This is a genomic window from Streptomyces cyaneofuscatus (assembly GCF_000718135.1).
GTDB lineage: Bacteria > Actinomycetota > Actinomycetes > Streptomycetales > Streptomycetaceae > Streptomyces > Streptomyces cyaneofuscatus.
Genome location: NZ_JOEM01000016.1, coordinates 122,469 through 138,627 on the forward strand (window position 1 = coordinate 122,469; position 16,159 = coordinate 138,627).

Genomic DNA, 16,159 nt, shown 5'->3' on the forward strand with positions numbered 1-16,159 from the left:
GCACGGCATCATGGGTCCCGTGCCCCACCCGAACCCGAACCTCCGCCGCGCCCCCGTACAGCAGCGCAGCGCCGACCGGCTCGCCCGGATACTCGACGCCTGCGCCGGACTGCTCGACGAGACCGGTTACGAGCAGCTCTCCACCCGTGACGTCGCGTTGCGCGCCGAGGTGCCCATCGGCTCCGTCTACCGCTTCTTCTCCAATAAACGGGCCCTGGTCGACGCCCTGGCGCTGCGCAATCTGGACCTCTACGCCGAGCGCATCACCGCCCGGCTCGGCTCCCTCCCCGCCGACGACTGGCGCGGGGCGATCGACGCGGTGCTGGACGAGTACCTGGCGATGAAGCGGACCGTGCCCGGCTTCGCCCTGGTCGACTTCGGGCCCCCGTCGCCCGCCGAGGACGCGTCGGACGACGCCAACCGCCGCCTCGCGGGCCGGCTCACCGACCTCCTCGCCGGGCACCTCGGCCGCCACCCCGGCCCGGAGCTGCTGCGGGCCATCCTGGTGAGCGTCGAGGCGGCGGACGCGCTGCTCCAGCTCGCCTTCCGGACGGACCCGTCGGGTGACCCGGCGATCGTGGCCGAGACCCGGACGCTGGTACGGGCGTACCTCGCGCAGATCCTGGACTGAGGGCGCCGGGGGATCGGGTGGGGGGCGTCACGTGCCCGCCGTCGACCCCCTCCCCGGCATGCCTACCGGTCGGTATGCTCGCGGTGCCGTCCGAGTGCTGCCACCGCCGTCGCCCCGGGGAGGGCCCATGTCCCACGCATCCCGTACCGCACCGCGTATCTGCCCCCTCTGCGAAGCCACCTGCGGCCTCACCCTCACCATCGAGGGGACCACCGTCACCGGTGCGCGCGGCGACCGCGACGACATCTTCAGCCGGGGCTTCATCTGCCCCAAGGGGGCGTCCTTCGGCGGCCTGGACGCCGACCCCGACCGGCTGCGCGTCCCGCTCGTGCGCGGGGAGGACGGGGAGCTGCGGGAGGCGTCCTGGGACGAGGCGTTCGACCGGATCGCCGCCCGCATACCGGCCCTGGCCGAGGCCCACGGTCCGCAGGCCGTCGGCGTCGTCCTCGGCAACCCCAACGTCCACACCATGGCGGGCTCCCTCTACCCGCCCCTGCTCCTCGCCGCCCTGCGCACCCGCAACGTCTTCACCGCGAGCACCCTGGACCAGATGCCCAAACACGTCTCCAGCGGGCTGCTCTTCGGCGACGCCAACGCCATCCCCGTACCGGACCTCGACCGCACCGACCACCTCCTCCTGATCGGCGCCAACCCGCTGGAGTCCAACGGCAGCCTCTGCACCGCCCCCGACTTCCCCGGCCGGCTCAGGGCGCTGCGCCGACGCGGCGGCACCCTCACCGTCATCGACCCGCGGCGCACCCGGACCGCCCGCCTCGCCGACCGGCATGTGGCGATCCGGCCGGGAGCGGATGCCCTGCTGCTCGCCGCCATGGCCCACGTCCTGCTGGAGGAGAAGCTCACCGACCCCGGTGCGCTGGCCGAGCACCTGGAAGGCGTGGGCGAACTCGCCGTCGCGCTCGCCGACTTCACCCCGGACGCGGTCGCCGCCGCCTGCGATGTGGACGCGGCCACCATCACCGCGCTCGCCCGCGAACTGGCCGCCGCCCCCACCGCCGCCGTCTACGGGCGGATCGGCAGCTGCACCGTGGAGCACGGCACGCTCGCCAGCTGGCTGGTGGACGTCCTCAACGTCCTCACCGGCAACCTCGACCGCCCCGGCGGCGCGCTGTTCCCGCTCTCCGCGACGGCCCGCGCACCGCGCGCAGCCGCGCCCGGCAAGGGCTTCGCGCTGGGCCGGTGGACGTCCCGGGTCTCCGGCCACCCCGAGGCCAAGGGCGAACTCCCCACCGCCGCCCTGGCCGAGGAGATCGAGACCCCGGGCGAGGGACGCATCCGCGCACTGATCGTCCTCGCCGCCAACCCCGTCCTCTCCGCGCCCGACGGCGACCGGCTGGACGCGGCGCTCGCCGGGCACCTCGACTTCATGGTCAGCGTCGACCCGTACCTCAACGAGACCTCCCGCCACGCGGACGTCGTCCTGCCCCCGCCGCCGCCCTCGCAGAGCGCCCACTTCGACTTCGCGTTCAACTCCTTCGCCGTGCACAACCAGGTCCGCTACACCCGCGCCCCCATCCCCCTGGAGGACGGGCGGATGGACGAGAGCGAGATCCACGCCCGGCTGATCCTCGCGGTGAGCGGGATGCACGGCGCCCCGCCCTCCGCCGTTGACGACCTGGCCATCGCCACCGCGATCACCAAGGCGGGCGCCCCGGAGGAGCTGGCCGACGAGCTCACCGGCCGCAGCGGCCCCGAACGCCGCCTCGACCTCATGCTGCGGCTCGGCCCGTACGGACTGACGCTGGAGCGGCTCCTCGCCCACCCGCACGGCATCGACCTCGGCCCGCTGAAGCCGCGCGTCCCGGAGATCCTGCGCACCCGCTCCGGCCGCATCGAACTGCTCCCCGCCCCGATCGCCGCCGACCTGCCCCGCCTGCGCCGGGCGCTGGGCGACCGCCCCGCCCCGCTCGTCCTCGTCGGCCGCCGCCATCTGCGTTCCAACAACAGCTGGATGCACAACGTCGTCTCGCTCAGCGGCGGGTCCAACGTCTGCACCCTCCAGGTCCACCCCGACGACGCGGCCCGGCTCGGGCTCGTGGACGGGGCCACCGTACGGATCGAGTCGGCGGGCGGCGGGATCGAGGCCCCCGCCGAGATCACGGACACCGTACGCAGCGGAGTGGTGAGCCTCCCGCACGGCTGGGGCCACAGCCGCCCCGGGACCCGGATGGCGGTCGCCGCCGCCCACCCCGGGGCCAACGTGAACCAGCTGCTCGACGGCACCCTCTTGGACCCGCTCTCCGGCACCGCCGTCCTGAACGCCATTCCGGTGACGGTGACCCCGTCCCCGTAACCCTCTCGGTAACACCACCGCGTTGACCTGGGGTTTTGCTCGTATTGCTCACGCGTCAACGTCTTGTTAACTCTTCGAGGGGGCCCCTAACGTCGTCCGGACCGACCGCCGAGACCGGTGGGAGTTCAAGGATGAACGTTAGGTATCCCCCATGCTGACAATCCTCGGCTTCGCCATGATCGCGACCTTCCTGGTCCTGATCATGACGAAGAAGATGTCGCCGATCGCGGCGCTGGTACTGATCCCCGCACTATTCTGTGTCGCCGTCGGGCAGGGAGCGAAGCTCGGCGACTACGTCATCGACGGCGTCGGCAACCTGGCGCCGACCGCCGCCATGCTGATGTTCGCCATCGTCTACTTCGGCGTGATGATCGACGTCGGCCTCTTCGACCCGATCGTCCGGGGCATCCTGCGGTTCTGCAAGGCGGACCCGATGCGGATCGTCGTCGGTACGGCGGTGCTGGCCGCGATCGTCTCGCTCGACGGCGACGGCTCCACCACCTTCATGATCACCGTCTCGGCGATGTATCCGCTCTACAAACGCCTCAAGATGAGCCTCGTCGTCATGACCGGTGTGGCGGCCACGGCGAACGGCGTCATGAACACCCTGCCCTGGGGCGGCCCCACCGCCCGCGCCGCGACCGCGCTCAAGCTGGACGCCTCCGAGATCTTCGTCCCCATGATCCCGGCGCTGGCCGTCGGACTGCTCGCCGTCTTCCTGCTCTCGTACGTGCTGGGTCTGCGCGAGCGCAAGCGCCTGGGCATGCTCACGCTGGACGAGGCGCTGGTACGGGAGCCGGAGCAGGAGACCGTCCTGGCGGGGGCGGGCACGGGCGCGAGCGGCGGCGACCGCCTTCGCAAGGGCTCCGCCGCCTCGGGCACCGGCTCGGCGGACCTCACGGAGGACGATGACGAGGAGGACGAGGAGGAGTTCAAGGGCCTCGACCCCGATCGCTCCACCCTGCGGCCCAAGCTCTACTGGTTCAACGCCGGTCTGACCATCGCCCTGCTGACCGCGATGATCATGGAACTGATGCCGATCCCGGTCCTCTTCCTCCTCGGCGCCGCCCTCGCGCTCACCGTCAACTTCCCCCACATGCCGGACCAGCGGGCCCGGATCGCCGCCCACGCCGACAACGTCCTCAACGTCTCCGGCATGGTCTTCGCCGCCGCCGTCTTCACCGGCGTCCTCACCGGCACCGGTATGGTCGAGAACATGGCCGACTGGGTGGTCGGGGCCGTCCCCGACGCGATGGGCCCGCACATGGCCATCGTCACCGGGCTGCTCAGCCTGCCGCTCACCTACTTCATGTCGAACGACGGCTTCTACTTCGGCGTCGTCCCCGTCCTCGCCGAAGCTGGCGCGGCCCACGGAGTCTCCCCGCTGGAGATCGCCCGCGCCTCCCTGGCCGGCCAGGCGCTGCACATGTCCTCGCCGCTGGTGCCCGCCGTGTACGTGCTCGTGGGCATGGCGAAGGTGGAGTTCGGCGACCACACCCGGTTCACCGTCAAGTGGGCGGTGCTCACCTCGCTGGTGGTGCTCGGGGCGGGCATCCTCTTCGGCACGATCTGATGTCACGCGCGCGAGGGCCCGGGGCCGGGCCCGGCAGGGGCTGGCTGCTGCGCCTCGTCATCGCCTTCGCCTTCGCGCAGGGGGCGGTGTCGATGGCGCGGCCCGCCGTCTCCTACCGGGCCCTCGCGCTGGGCGCGGACGAGACCGCCGTCGGCGTCATCGCCGGTGTCTACGCGCTGCTGCCGCTGTTCGCCGCCGTCCCGCTCGGCCGCCGCACGGACCACGGCCGGTGCGCGCCCCTGCTGCCGCTCGGCGTGGTGCTGATCTCCGGCGGCTGCGCGCTCAGCGGCGTCGTCTCCTCGCTGCCCGCGATGGCCGCCTGGAGCGGGGTGATGGGCCTCGGCCACCTCTGCTTCGTGATCGGCGCGCAGTCGATCGTGGCCCGCCAGTCCGCCGCGGCCGAACAGGACCGCAACTTCGGCCACTTCACCATCGGCGCCTCGCTCGGCCAGCTGGGCGGCCCGATCGCGGCGGGAGCGCTGATCTCCGGTGGGAGCGGTGCTCTGGGGCGTACGAGCTCCCTCGCGCTCCTCGTCTCGGCGGGGGTCTGCGCGGTCGCGCTCACCTCGCTGTGGCGCATCGAGCACCGGCGTACGCCGGGCGCCGGGCCCGGTGCGCACAAGGCCGCGGCCAAGGTCCCGGTCACCAGGATCCTCGGTGCGCGGGGCGTCCCGGCCGGGATCTTCATCAGCATGGCGGTCCTGTCCTCCACCGACATCCTCACCGCCTACCTGCCGGTGGTCGGCGAGCACCGGGGGATCGCCCCCGCCACGGTCGGGCTGCTGCTCAGCCTGCGGGCCGCCGCCACCATCGCCTGCCGCCTGGTGATGACCCCGATGCTGCGGCTCCTCGGCCGGACGGCCCTGCTGTCCACCAGCTGCCTGCTGGCCGGCCTGCTCTGCGCGGGGATGGTCCTCCCGGTCCCCGTCCCGGTGCTCGCGGTCATGCTGGCCGCCCTCGGGTTCTGCCTCGGCGCCGGCCAGCCGCTGTCGATGACCACGGTGGTCCAGGCCGCCCCCGCCGAGGCCCGGTCCACGGCCCTGGCCCTGCGCCTCACCGGCAACCGGCTGGGCCAGGCCGCCGCCCCCGCCGCCGCGGGCCTGATCGCGGGTACGGCGGGGGCGGCGGCCCCGTTCGCCCTGCTGGGGGCGCTGCTGCTGGTGGCGGCGGGGCTGGGCCTGCGCGGCGGACGGGCGACCCGGGCCTCCTCCGTACCGCCGGAGCCCACGCCCGTACGTGAACGGGACCAGGCGGACGGCGCGTCCCTGGCCGACCGAAGCCGTTCCTGAGACACCGACCCCGTACGCCCCACCCGTCCCAACCTTCGCGCGAGTCATTCCCTCACCCCGCCCGGTGGGCTAACTTCCCTCCACAGCCGCTCCCCACCGCGACGTACATCTCGTACACCTTGATCCCGGGGACACCTCATGACGCGCGCCATCGCCCTGCACCACGTCAGCAAGAGCTACGGCCGGGACCGGCGGGCCGTCGACCGGTTCACGCTCTCCATCGAACCCGGCGAGTTCGTCGTCCTGCTCGGCCCCTCCGGCTGCGGCAAGTCGACCGTGCTGCGCATGATCGCGGGCCTGGAGGAGATCAGCGAGGGTGAGCTGCTGCTCGACGGCGAGTTCGCCAACCACATCCCGCCGCGCGAACGGGGGATGGCGATGGTGTTCCAGAGCTTCGCGCTGTACCCGAGCATGACGAACCGCGCCAACATCGGCTTCCCGCTGAAGCTGGAGTACCCGCGCGAGGACAACAGCGCTCGGATCGAGGCCACGGCTCGGATGCTCGGCATCGAGCACGTGCTCGACCGCTACCCGGCCCAGCTCTCCGGCGGCGAACGCCAGCGCGTGGCGATGGGCAGGGCGATTTCCCGCAGGCCCTCCGTCTTCCTGATGGACGAGCCGCTCTCCAACCTGGACGCCAAGCTCCGCAACCATCTGCGCGCCGAGATCGCCCTGCTGACGAAAGAACTGGGCGTCACCACGGTCTATGTGACGCACGATCAGGCCGAGGCGATGTCCCTCGGGGACCGGGTGGCGGTGATGCGCGGCGGCGTCCTGCAACAGGTCAGCCCGCCCCGGGAGGTCTACGCGCTGCCCGAGAACGTCTTCGTGGCCGCGTTCATCGGCACCCCGCGGATCAACCTCCTCCAGGCCGTCGTCCACGCCCCGCTGGAGGGGCGGATGTCGATCGATCTCGGCCGCCAGCGGCTCGCCCTGCCCGAACCCCTCAGCCCCGACCACCAGTTGCTCCGCATCCAGCAGGGCCGCCGGATCATCGTCGGGCTGCGCTCGGAGGCGGTCCGCATCGCCCCGCCCAGTCACGCCCGGCCCGGTGAGGTGGCGCTCAGCGGGATCGTGGAGCACGTCGAGTACCAGGGGCACGAGGCACTGGTGCACCTCAACACCGGTTCGCGGCCCGCCGTCGTCCCGGACCTCGAATCGGCCCAGCCCCGCGCCATGCCCCGCCGCCGCAGAGCCACCGTGGGCCGTACCGGAGGCAGCACGCAAGGCGCGCTCGGCGTCCTGGACCGGCTGAAGGGGCGGGCCGGGGCGCGGATCAGCGGCCCGGTCGTCACCCTCGACGAACCCGCCCCGGACCCCACGGCGGTCCGCACCCCGGACCGGCCCTCCGTCATCTCCGGCGACCTGGTGGTGCGCACCGGCCCCGACATGCGGCTGCGCACCGGCGGCCAGGTGCCGCTGCTGGTGGACCTGGCGCACCTGTACGTCTTCGACCACTACGGCCGCCGTATCTGCCCGCTGCCGCAGGACGTGCCCGGGCTGGACGGCTGAGCCTTTCCCCTCGGCCCCGGCGCACGCCTCCCGGCGTGACCGGCGTCTCCGGGAGCTCCCTGGCGCCGGAAAACTAACGGCGCTAGTTTGGGCGGTCGGGGCAGACGACAAGACGTCGGCGTCGTGCACAACCCGTCCGGGAGGAAACAGCCATGAAGGCCCACGACCAGATGTACATCGGCGGCGCGTGGCGGCCCGCCGTCGGCCAGGACACGATCGCGGTCGTGAACCCGGCCGACGAGCAGCTCATCGGCCACGTGCCGGCGGGCACGGCCGAGGACGTCGACGCCGCGGTGAAGGCCGCGCGCGCCGCGTTCCCCGGCTGGGCCGCCACCCCGCCCGCCGAGCGCGCCGCCCGGCTCTCCGCGCTGAGCGACGCGCTGGCCGCCCGCAAGGACGAGCTGGCCGAGACGATCACCGCCGAGCTGGGCGCGCCGCTGCCGCTCTCGCAGATGGTCCACGCCGCCGTTCCGGTCATGGTCGCCGCCTCGTACGCCGAACTGGCCGCCTCCTACGCCTTCGAGGAGCGGATCGGCAACTCCACCGTCCTGCTGGAGCCGGTCGGGGTCGTCGGCGCGATCACCCCCTGGAACTACCCGCTCCACCAGATCGTCGCCAAGGTCGCCCCCGCCCTCGCCGCCGGCTGCACGGTCGTCCTCAAGCCGGCCGAGGACACCCCGCTCACCGCCCAGCTCTTCGCCGAGGCCACCGAGGCCGCCGGGCTGCCCGCCGGGGTCTTCAACCTCGTCACCGGCCTCGGCCCGGTCGCCGGCCAGGCGCTCGCCGAGCACGAAGGCGTCGACCTGGTCTCGTTCACCGGATCGACCGCCGTGGGCAAGCAGATCGGCGCCACCGCCGGAGCCGCGATCAAGCGCGTCGCCCTCGAACTCGGCGGCAAGTCCGCCAACGTGATCCTGCCCGGCGCCGACCTCGCCAAGGCGGTCAACGTCGGCATCGCCAACGTCATGACCAACTCCGGCCAGACGTGCAGCGCCTGGACCCGGATGCTGGTCGACTCCGAGCGGTACGACGAGGCCGTGGAGCTCGCGGCGCAGGCCGTGCTCAAGTACGCGCCCGGCGAGCGGGTCGGCCCGCTCGTCAACGCCAAGCAGCAGGCCCGGGTGAGCGGTTACATCCGCACGGGCATGGAGGAGGGCGCGCGGCTGATCGCGGGCGGCCCCGACGCACCCCTGGAGACCGGCTACTACATCAGCCCCACCGTCTTCGCCGACGTCACCCCGGACATGACCATCGCGCAGGAGGAGATCTTCGGCCCGGTGGTCTCGATCCTCCGCTACGAGGACGTGGACGACGCCCTCCGTATCGCCAACGACACCGTGTACGGGCTCGCGGGAGCCGTGTGGGCGGCCGACGACGAGGAGGCGGTGGCCTTCGCCCGCCGGATGGACACCGGACAGGTCGACATCAACGGCGGCCGCTTCAACCCGCTGGCCCCCTTCGGCGGTTACAAGCAGTCCGGAGTCGGCCGCGAGCTGGGTCCGCACGGTCTGGCGGAGTACCTCCAGACGAAGTCGCTCCAGTTCTGACCCCGTAACCCTTCCCCTGTAATCCCGTGCAAGGAGTCTGTTCGTGGTCCGCGCCGCCGTACTGCCCGCCGTCGGAGCTCCGCTGGAGATCACCGACATCGTCCTGCCCGAGCCCGGCCCCGGCCAGGTGCGCATCGCGCTCGCCGCGGCGGGGGTCTGCCACTCCGACCTGTCCCTGTCCAACGGCACCATGCGGGTGCCGGTGCCCGCCGTCCTCGGCCATGAGGGCGCCGGTACGGTCCTGGCGGTCGGCGAGGGCGTCACCCATGTCGCCCCCGGTGACGGCGTGGTCCTCAACTGGGCTCCCTCCTGCGGTGCTTGCTTCCACTGCGGGATCGGCGAGGTCTGGCTCTGCGCCGACGCCCTGAAGGGGACCGCCAACCTGCACGCCCGTACGGCCGACGGCACCGACCTCCACCCCGGCCTCAACGTGGCGGCCTTCGCGGAGGAGACCGTCGTCGCCGCGAACTGCGTCCTCCCCGCCCCCGACGGCATCCCGCTCACCGACGCCGCCCTCCTCGGCTGCGCGGTCCTCACCGGCTACGGGGCGATCCACCACAGCGCCAAGGTCCGCGAGGGCGAGAGCGTGGTCGTCTTCGGGATCGGCGGCGTCGGCCTCGCCGTGCTCCAGGCGGCCCGGATCGCGGGTGCCTCCCGGATCATCGCGGTCGACGTCTCCCCGGCCAAGGAGGAGCTGGCCCGGCAGGCCGGGGCCACCGACTACGTCATCGCCTCCGCCACCACCCCGCGTGAGATCCGCAAGCTCACCGGCGGCCAGGGCACGGACGTCGCCGTGGAGTGCGTCGGACGGCCCGCGACCATCCGGGCCGCCTGGGAGTCCACCCGGCGCGGCGGCCGTACGACGGTCGTCGGGATCGGCGGCAAGGACCAGGAGGTCACCTTCAACGCCCTGGAGATCTTCCACTGGGGCCGTTCCCTGACGGGCTGCGTCTACGGCAACAGCGACCCGGCCCGCGATCTGCCCGCCCTGGCCGACCACATCCGCGCGGGCCGCTTCGACCTGTCGATGATGGTCACCGAACGCATCGCCCTGGACGCCATCCCGGCCGCCTTCGACAACATGATCGCGGGCAAGGGCGGCCGGGCGCTGGTGGTGTTCTAGAGCGCCGCTAGTAGTCCGTGGTCCGGGAGGTCGAGGCGACCGGCCCCAGCAGCCGGGCGTCCATCTCGCCCTCCTCGAACAGCCGGGAGGCCGGGCCCACGATCAGCGGGTCCGGCACCCCGACCACCTCCGGGTCCTTGCCCGGGTAGTCGAAGCGGTCCAGCACATGCCGCATCGCCTCCAGCCGGGCCCGCTTCTTGTCGTTGCTCTTCACCACCGTCCACGGCGCGTCGGCCGTGTCGGTGTGGAAGAGCATCAGCTCCTTCGCCTCGGTGTACTCGTCCCACTTGTCCAGCGAGGCCAGGTCGACGGGGCTCAGCTTCCAGCGCCGTACGGGGTCGATCTGCCGGATCATGAACCGGTTGCGCTGCTCGTTGCGGGAGACCGAGAACCAGAACTTCACCAGGTGGATGCCGTCCCGGGCGAGCATCCGCTCGAAGCCGGGCGCCTGGTGCATGAACTCCAGGTACTCCCGGGTCGTGCAGAACCCCATCACCCGCTCCACCCCGGCCCGGTTGTACCAGGAGCGGTCGAACAGCACGATCTCCCCGGCGCTCGGCAGATGGGCCACGTACCGCTGGAAGTACCACTGCGTCCGCTCACGCTCGGTGGGCTTCTCCAGGGCCACGATGCGGGCACCGCGCGGATTCAGATGCTCGGTGAACCGCTTGATCGTGCCGCCCTTGCCCGCAGCGTCCCGCCCCTCGAAGAGGATTACCAGCCGCTCGTCGCGCTCCTTCACCCAGTGCTGGAGCTTCAGCAGCTCGATCTGGAGGGCGCGCTTGGCCTCCTCGTAGTCGCGGCGCCGGAGCTTGTACGTGTACGGGTAGTCCTCCCGCCACGCGTCCCGGGCGTGGCCGTCCGGCTCGACCAGGACCGGGTCGTCGTCACCGCTGTCGGCCACGTGGAAGCCGTCGAGGTAGGGCCCGCCGTAACGGGCCGCCCGCGCGGCCTCCTCGCGGGCGGTCCTCTTCTTCTTCGCCCCGTTGTCGCCGTTACGGCCGCTGCCGCCGCTACGGTCGCCGTGCGCCTTGGTGCTCCGCGTCATGACGGGTTCCCTCCACCGGGCCGGCCTGATTTCCGCGTGTGGGCCCAGTCTGCTGACGGCTCCGGGAGACCGCCACCCCGGCCAGGCAGAGCAGCCCGCCGAGAACGCCGAGCGGGGTCGGCACCTCGTCCAGCAGCACCCACGCCATGAGCACCACGATCGCCGGGACCGCGTACGTGGTGGCGCCCATCCGGCCCGCGGTGGTCCGGGCCAGCGCGTAGCCCCAGGTGGTGAAGGCCAGCGCGGTCGGGAAGACGCCCAGGTAGATCATGTTCAGCGTGGCGGACATCGGCGCGTCGGCCGCCTCGGAGATCAGCACCCCGGTGAACGGCAGGCAGGCGACGGCGCCGATCAGGCAGCCGAAGGTGTTGATCTGGAGCGAGGAACCGTACGCGAGCGCCGGCTTCTGGCTCACCACGCCCAGCGCGTACACCACGGCGGCCAGCAGGCAGAGCGCCACGCCCAGCACGGACGAGCTGCCGTGCCCGGACATCGCGAGGCCGACGACGACGGCGCCGGAGAACGAGATGCCCATCCCGAGCAGGAGGCGGCGGGGCAGCCCCTCGCCGAGCATCCGGGCGCCCATCAGGGCCATCAGGATCGGCCCGATGTTCACGAGCATCGCGGCCGTCCCGGCGTCGACCTCCTGCTCGCCCCAGTTGAGCGCCACCATGTAGAGCCCGAACCACAGCACCCCGGACGTGATGATCCCGCGCCAGGCCCCGCGCCCGGGAAGCCCTTCCCTCCGTACGAGGAGGATCGCCCCGAGCACCAGCACGCCCGCCAGCAGCCGCCCGAGGGCGAGGGCACCGGGGGAGTAGGCCTCGCCCGCACTGCGGATGGAGACGAAGGCGGAGGCCCACAGGACCACGGTGGTGCAGGCGGCGGCGGTGGCGCGCCAGGATCGGGCGGGGGCGGGGGTGGCCGGGCCGGCCGGGGGCGTCGTCATGGCCACGACCGTAGGCCCGAAACGCTTCGCCCCCCACCGAATTGTCGGTCCCCGTCAATCGACGGGAGGCCCCCTCCACCCCGTCCGCGCCCTTCCAACGTGCCCGTGCACCCACCCAGCCCGTCCGGCGTTTGAGGACGGAAGCCCGCCACCCAGCCCGTCCGGCGTTTGAGGACGCAACCGTGCCCCCTCAGCCCGTCCGGCGTTTGAGGACGGAACCGTCGCGGTGGCACCGGGTAATCCCTCCGTGTCCGGAAAGCACGGGCGCCGCCCATCCCGGGCAAGGGTTCCGTCCTCAAACGCCGGACGGGCTGGAGTGGGCACCGTTAGGCGTGGTCCGGGAGCGCCGCCGCCTCCATCCCCAGCACCTCCGACAACGCCCCCACCCCCGACGGAGTCACCCGCACGGCCCGCCCCGACCCATACCTCTCGCACCACCCCACCCCCAGCACATGCGCACACAGCGCCGCCCCCGCCGCCCCGGCCAGATGCGGCCGCCGTTCCGTCCAGTCCAGGCACCCCCGGGCCAGCGGCCGTCGCCCGCCCCGGTCCAGCGGGATGCCGAGCGCGTCGAACCAGTCGAGCCCCGCCTCCGTCAGCGCGAACCCGGTGTCCTGCCGCAGCAGCCCCCGTACCGTCATCGCCTCCGTGATCCGGATGCCGAGCTGCCCGGCGAGATGGTCGTAGCAGGTACGCCCCCGGGCCAGCGCACCGGCCACGCTCGCCGCCCGCAGCGTGCGCGGCGGCTCGGGCGTGCCGGGCAGGGCGTGCGAGGCCAACTCCTCCACCAACCGCGCGACCCCCTCGTCGGCCAGCCGCACATACCGGTGCCGCCCCTGCCGCTCCTCCGCGAGCAGTCCGCCCGCCACCAGCCGCCCCAGGTGCTCGCTGGCGGTGGAGGGCGCGACCGAGGCGTACCGGGCCAGCTCCCCGGCCGTCCAGGCCCGCCCGTCGAGCAGGGCCAGGCAGAAGGAGGCCCGGGTCCCGTCCGCGAGCAGGGCGGCCAGCGCGGCGAGGCGCGACGCGGCGTCATCGTGGGGGCGGGCCCGCGCCGGGCGACCGGCGGGGCGCGGTGAACGGTCCATGGGTCCAGGGTGCGTCAAGGACGGTTCGGCGCCCGCCGAACCGTTTCCGTGGGCCGCGCGTACTCCTCGTACTGGAGCGCCAGCCCGTCCAGCAGCGCCCGCAGCCCCGTCTCGAACGCCCCCTCGTCCACCTGCCGCCGGTGATCGGCCAGCAGGTGCGCCTGGCCCAGGTGCGGGTAGTCGGCCGGGTCGTACGCGCTCTCGTCGTCGACGAAGCCCCCGGCGAAGGAGCCCAGCGCGGAGCCGGTGATGAAGTACCGCATCAGCGCCCCGATCCGGGTCGCCTGCGCGGGCGGCCACCCCGCCCCCACCATCGCCCCGAACACCGCGTCCGCGACCCGCAGCCCCGCCGGCCGGCGCCCCGGCCCCCGGGCGAGGACCGGCACGATGTGCGGGTGCGCGGCCAGGGCGGCCCGGTAGGAGAGCGCCCAGTCGTGCAGGGCCTCTCGCCAGTCGCGCGGGTCCGACGCCTCGAACATCGACAGATCGACCTGTACGGAGACGGCGTCGGCGACCGCGTCCAGGATCTCGTCCTTGTTGCGGAAGTGGTTGTAGAGCGAGGGCCCGCTGACCCCGAGGACGGCCGCCAGCCGGCGCGTGGAGACGGCGTCGAGCCCTTCGGCGTCCACGAGCGCGCTCGCCGCTTCCACGATGCGGTCTCTGCTGAGGAGGGGCTTGCGCGGTCGGGCCATGCGGCTCATAGTAGGCGCTGCGAACCAGAAACTAGCAGTGCTAATTAATCGGCGCACGAGAAAGCGGTGCGCGAGAAGGTGGGTGGCGCGCGATGAACCTGGAGCTCAGCCAGGAGCAGGAAGCCGTCCGGCGGCTGGCCGAGGAGTTCGTGGCCCGTGAGGTCACGCCACACGTCGTCGCGTGGGACCGGGCCGAGAATGTCGACAGGCCGATCGTGAAGAAGCTCGGCGCGCTCGGCTTCCTCGGCCTGACCGTCCCCGAGGAGTACGGCGGCTCCGGCGGCGACCACCTCACGTACTGCCTGGTCACCGAGGAGCTCGGCCGAGGCGACTCCTCCGTGCGCGGGATCGTCTCCGTCTCGCTCGGCCTGGTCGCCAAGACCATCGCGTCCTGGGGCGACGAGGAGCAGAAGCGGCAGTGGCTGCCCCGGCTCACCTCCGGCGAGGCGATCGGCTGCTTCGGCCTCACCGAGCCCGGCACCGGCTCGGACGCCGGGAACCTCGCCACCCGGGCCGTGCGCGACGGCGGTGACTACGTCATCAACGGCACCAAGATGTTCATCACCAACGGCACCTGGGCCGACGTGGTGCTGCTCTTCGCCCGCACCGACGACGCCCCCGGCCACCGCGGTGTCTCCGCCTTCCTCGTCCCCGCCGACACCCCCGGCCTCACCCGTCGCACCATCCACGGCAAGCTCGGCCTCCGCGGCCAGGCCACCGCCGAACTGGTCCTGGAGGACGTCCGGGTCCCCGCCGCCACCCTCCTCGGCCCCGAGGGCAAGGGCTTCACCGTCGCCATGTCGGCCCTCGCCAAGGGCAGGATGTCCGTCGCGGCGGGCTGCGTCGGCATCGCCCAGGCCGCCCTGGACGCCTCCGTGCGGTACGCCGGTGAGCGCGAGCAGTTCGGAAAGGGCATCGCCGGCCACCAGCTCGTCCAGGAGCTGCTCAGCGACATCTCCGTGGACGTCGAGGCGGCCCGGATGCTCACCTGGCGGGTCGCCGACCTCGTCGACCGGGGCCAGGAGTTCGCCACCGCCGCCTCCCAGGCCAAGCTGTACGCCTCCGAGGCCGCCGTCCGCTGCGCCAACAACGCCATCCAGGTCTTCGGCGGCTACGGCTACATCGACGAGTACCCGGTCGGCAAGCTGCTCCGCGACGCCCGCGTGATGACGCTCTACGAGGGCACCAGCCAGATCCAGAAGCTCATCATCGGCCGCGCGCTGACGGGCGTCTCCGCGTTCTGACCGCCGTCAGCCGCCGCCCCGGCTCGTACGCGTGTCTGAGTAGCTCGCTGAGTACGGGCACGGATGTGGCGCACGCCACGTCGGCGGATGCTGAGCCCATGAGTGACACGACATCGGTCAAGCAGCAGAGCACCGCCGCCTTCTACGGCCAGGCCGTCGCCTCCTTCCTGGTGGCGATGGGCGCGGTGGCCCTCGGTATCTTCTTCCTCGACGCCGACGCCTGGGTGCGCGGCTTCCTCGCCATCGGGGTGCTCTACCTCGTGACGTCCTGCTTCACGCTGGCCAAGGTGATCCGGGACCGGCAGGAGGCCGGGCAGATCGTCAGCCGGGTCGACCAGGCCCGGCTGGAGAAGATCCTCGCCGAGCACGACCCCTTCCAGAAGCTCTGACCCTTCCCGAGACCGTGAACCCGCACACCCGCCCCTGAGACGCCCCTAAGCGCTTGCTCAGGTTCGGGGTATGGTGTTCGTCCTGTTGACGGAGAGGGGCCCTGGACGATGAGTACGGCGGAGGAGACGAGCGGCGACGACGCTCCCTGGGGCGAGGTCACGCCCGAGGCGGCCAGGCGGCTGCTCGTCGCCGCGGTCGACGCCTTCGCCGAGCGCGGGTACCACGCGACCACCACCCGCGACATCGCCGGCCGGGCCGGGATGAGCCCGGCCGCGCTCTACATCCACTACAAGACGAAGGAAGAGCTGCTCCACCGGATCAGCAAGATCGGCCACGACCGGGCGCTGTACGTCCTGGAGGCCGAGGCCGACCGGGACGGCACCGCCGCCGACCGGCTCGCCGGGGCCGTACGGTCCTTCGTCCGCTGGCACGCCGAGCGCCACACCACCGCACGCGTCGTCCAGTACGAGCTCGACGCCCTCGGCCCCGAGCACCGCACCGAGATCGTCGAGCTGCGCCGCAGGAGCGACGCGGTGGTGCGCCGGATCATCAGCGAGGGGGTGGCGGCGGGCGAGTTCGACGTCCCCGACATCCCCGGCACCACCCTCGCCGTGCTGTCCCTCTGCATCGACGTGGCCCGCTGGTTCAACGCACAGGGCAGCCGCACGCCCGACGAGGTCGGCGCGCTCTACGCCGGCCTCGTCCTGCGGATGGTCGGAGCCCCGCCTCAGCCCTGAGACATGTCTTGGCCCGGGCGGACGGTGG

Annotated in this window: 14 protein-coding genes; 10 read left to right on the forward strand and 4 right to left on the reverse strand. The window is 72.6% G+C overall.

Going from position 1 to position 16,159, the window contains the following annotated elements:
• Positions 1-10 precede the first annotated feature (10 nt).
• The 7 genes from IF17_RS0125050 (at position 11) to IF17_RS0125080 (ending at position 9,986) form a co-directional block, all read left to right on the forward strand.
• Complete coding sequence (locus IF17_RS0125050) at positions 11-631, forward strand: TetR/AcrR family transcriptional regulator (RefSeq protein ID WP_030570011.1); 621 nt, start codon at positions 11-13, stop codon at positions 629-631.
• 127 nt (positions 632-758) lie between these two features.
• Positions 759-2,942 (forward strand): molybdopterin-dependent oxidoreductase, encoded by a 2,184-nt coding sequence (locus IF17_RS0125055; RefSeq protein WP_030570014.1) that lies wholly within the window; start codon positions 759-761, stop codon positions 2,940-2,942.
• 151 nt (positions 2,943-3,093) lie between these two features.
• Entirely contained in the window at positions 3,094-4,515 is a 1,422-nt protein-coding gene (locus IF17_RS0125060) for a CitMHS family transporter (RefSeq protein ID WP_030570017.1), read from the forward strand.
• Positions 4,515-5,804, forward strand: coding sequence for an MFS transporter (locus IF17_RS0125065; protein ID WP_030570021.1), 1,290 nt, complete (start codon positions 4,515-4,517; stop codon positions 5,802-5,804). Before IF17_RS0125060 ends, IF17_RS0125065 begins: the two co-directional genes overlap by 1 nt.
• 138 nt (positions 5,805-5,942) lie before the next feature.
• Positions 5,943-7,316 (forward strand): ABC transporter ATP-binding protein, encoded by a 1,374-nt coding sequence (locus tag IF17_RS0125070; protein WP_030570025.1) that lies wholly within the window; start codon positions 5,943-5,945, stop codon positions 7,314-7,316.
• A gap of 152 nt (positions 7,317-7,468) precedes the next feature.
• The gene (locus IF17_RS0125075; protein ID WP_030570028.1) at positions 7,469-8,863 is read left to right on the forward strand and encodes an aldehyde dehydrogenase family protein; all 1,395 of its coding nucleotides are present in this window, start codon (positions 7,469-7,471) and stop codon (positions 8,861-8,863) included.
• A 43-nt stretch (positions 8,864-8,906) separates the two neighbouring features.
• Positions 8,907-9,986, forward strand: a complete 1,080-nt coding sequence (locus IF17_RS0125080) for a Zn-dependent alcohol dehydrogenase (protein WP_030570031.1) — start codon at positions 8,907-8,909, stop codon at positions 9,984-9,986.
• A 7-nt stretch (positions 9,987-9,993) separates the two neighbouring features.
• Here IF17_RS0125080 and ppk2 read toward each other — a convergent pair whose 3' ends face one another.
• From ppk2 to IF17_RS0125100, 4 genes are all read right to left on the reverse strand, one after another.
• Positions 9,994-11,034 (reverse strand): polyphosphate kinase 2, encoded by a 1,041-nt coding sequence (ppk2, locus tag IF17_RS0125085; protein WP_030570034.1) that lies wholly within the window; start codon positions 11,032-11,034, stop codon positions 9,994-9,996.
• Complete coding sequence (locus tag IF17_RS0125090) at positions 11,000-11,983, reverse strand: DMT family transporter (RefSeq protein WP_030570037.1); 984 nt, start codon at positions 11,981-11,983, stop codon at positions 11,000-11,002. Before IF17_RS0125090 ends, ppk2 begins: the two co-directional genes overlap by 35 nt.
• A 326-nt stretch (positions 11,984-12,309) precedes the next feature.
• Positions 12,310-13,068, reverse strand: a complete 759-nt coding sequence (locus tag IF17_RS0125095) for an ArsR/SmtB family transcription factor (RefSeq protein ID WP_030570039.1) — start codon at positions 13,066-13,068, stop codon at positions 12,310-12,312.
• Between the two features lie 14 nt (positions 13,069-13,082).
• Complete coding sequence (locus IF17_RS0125100; protein WP_030570041.1) at positions 13,083-13,760, reverse strand: TetR/AcrR family transcriptional regulator; 678 nt, start codon at positions 13,758-13,760, stop codon at positions 13,083-13,085.
• Between the two features lie 92 nt (positions 13,761-13,852).
• On the opposite strand from IF17_RS0125100, the gene IF17_RS0125105 reads away from it, so the two are divergent.
• From IF17_RS0125105 to IF17_RS0125115, 3 genes are all read left to right on the forward strand, one after another.
• Complete coding sequence (locus IF17_RS0125105) at positions 13,853-15,004, forward strand: acyl-CoA dehydrogenase family protein (protein ID WP_030570044.1); 1,152 nt, start codon at positions 13,853-13,855, stop codon at positions 15,002-15,004.
• A 98-nt stretch (positions 15,005-15,102) separates the two neighbouring features.
• Positions 15,103-15,393 (forward strand): YiaA/YiaB family inner membrane protein, encoded by a 291-nt coding sequence (locus IF17_RS0125110; RefSeq protein WP_015607581.1) that lies wholly within the window; start codon positions 15,103-15,105, stop codon positions 15,391-15,393.
• Positions 15,394-15,501: 108 nt separating this feature from the next.
• Positions 15,502-16,131 carry a TetR/AcrR family transcriptional regulator gene (locus IF17_RS0125115; protein ID WP_030570047.1) on the forward strand — a complete coding sequence of 210 codons (630 nt, stop codon included), beginning with the start codon at positions 15,502-15,504 and terminating at the stop codon, positions 16,129-16,131.
• Positions 16,132-16,159: the final 28 nt, after the last annotated feature.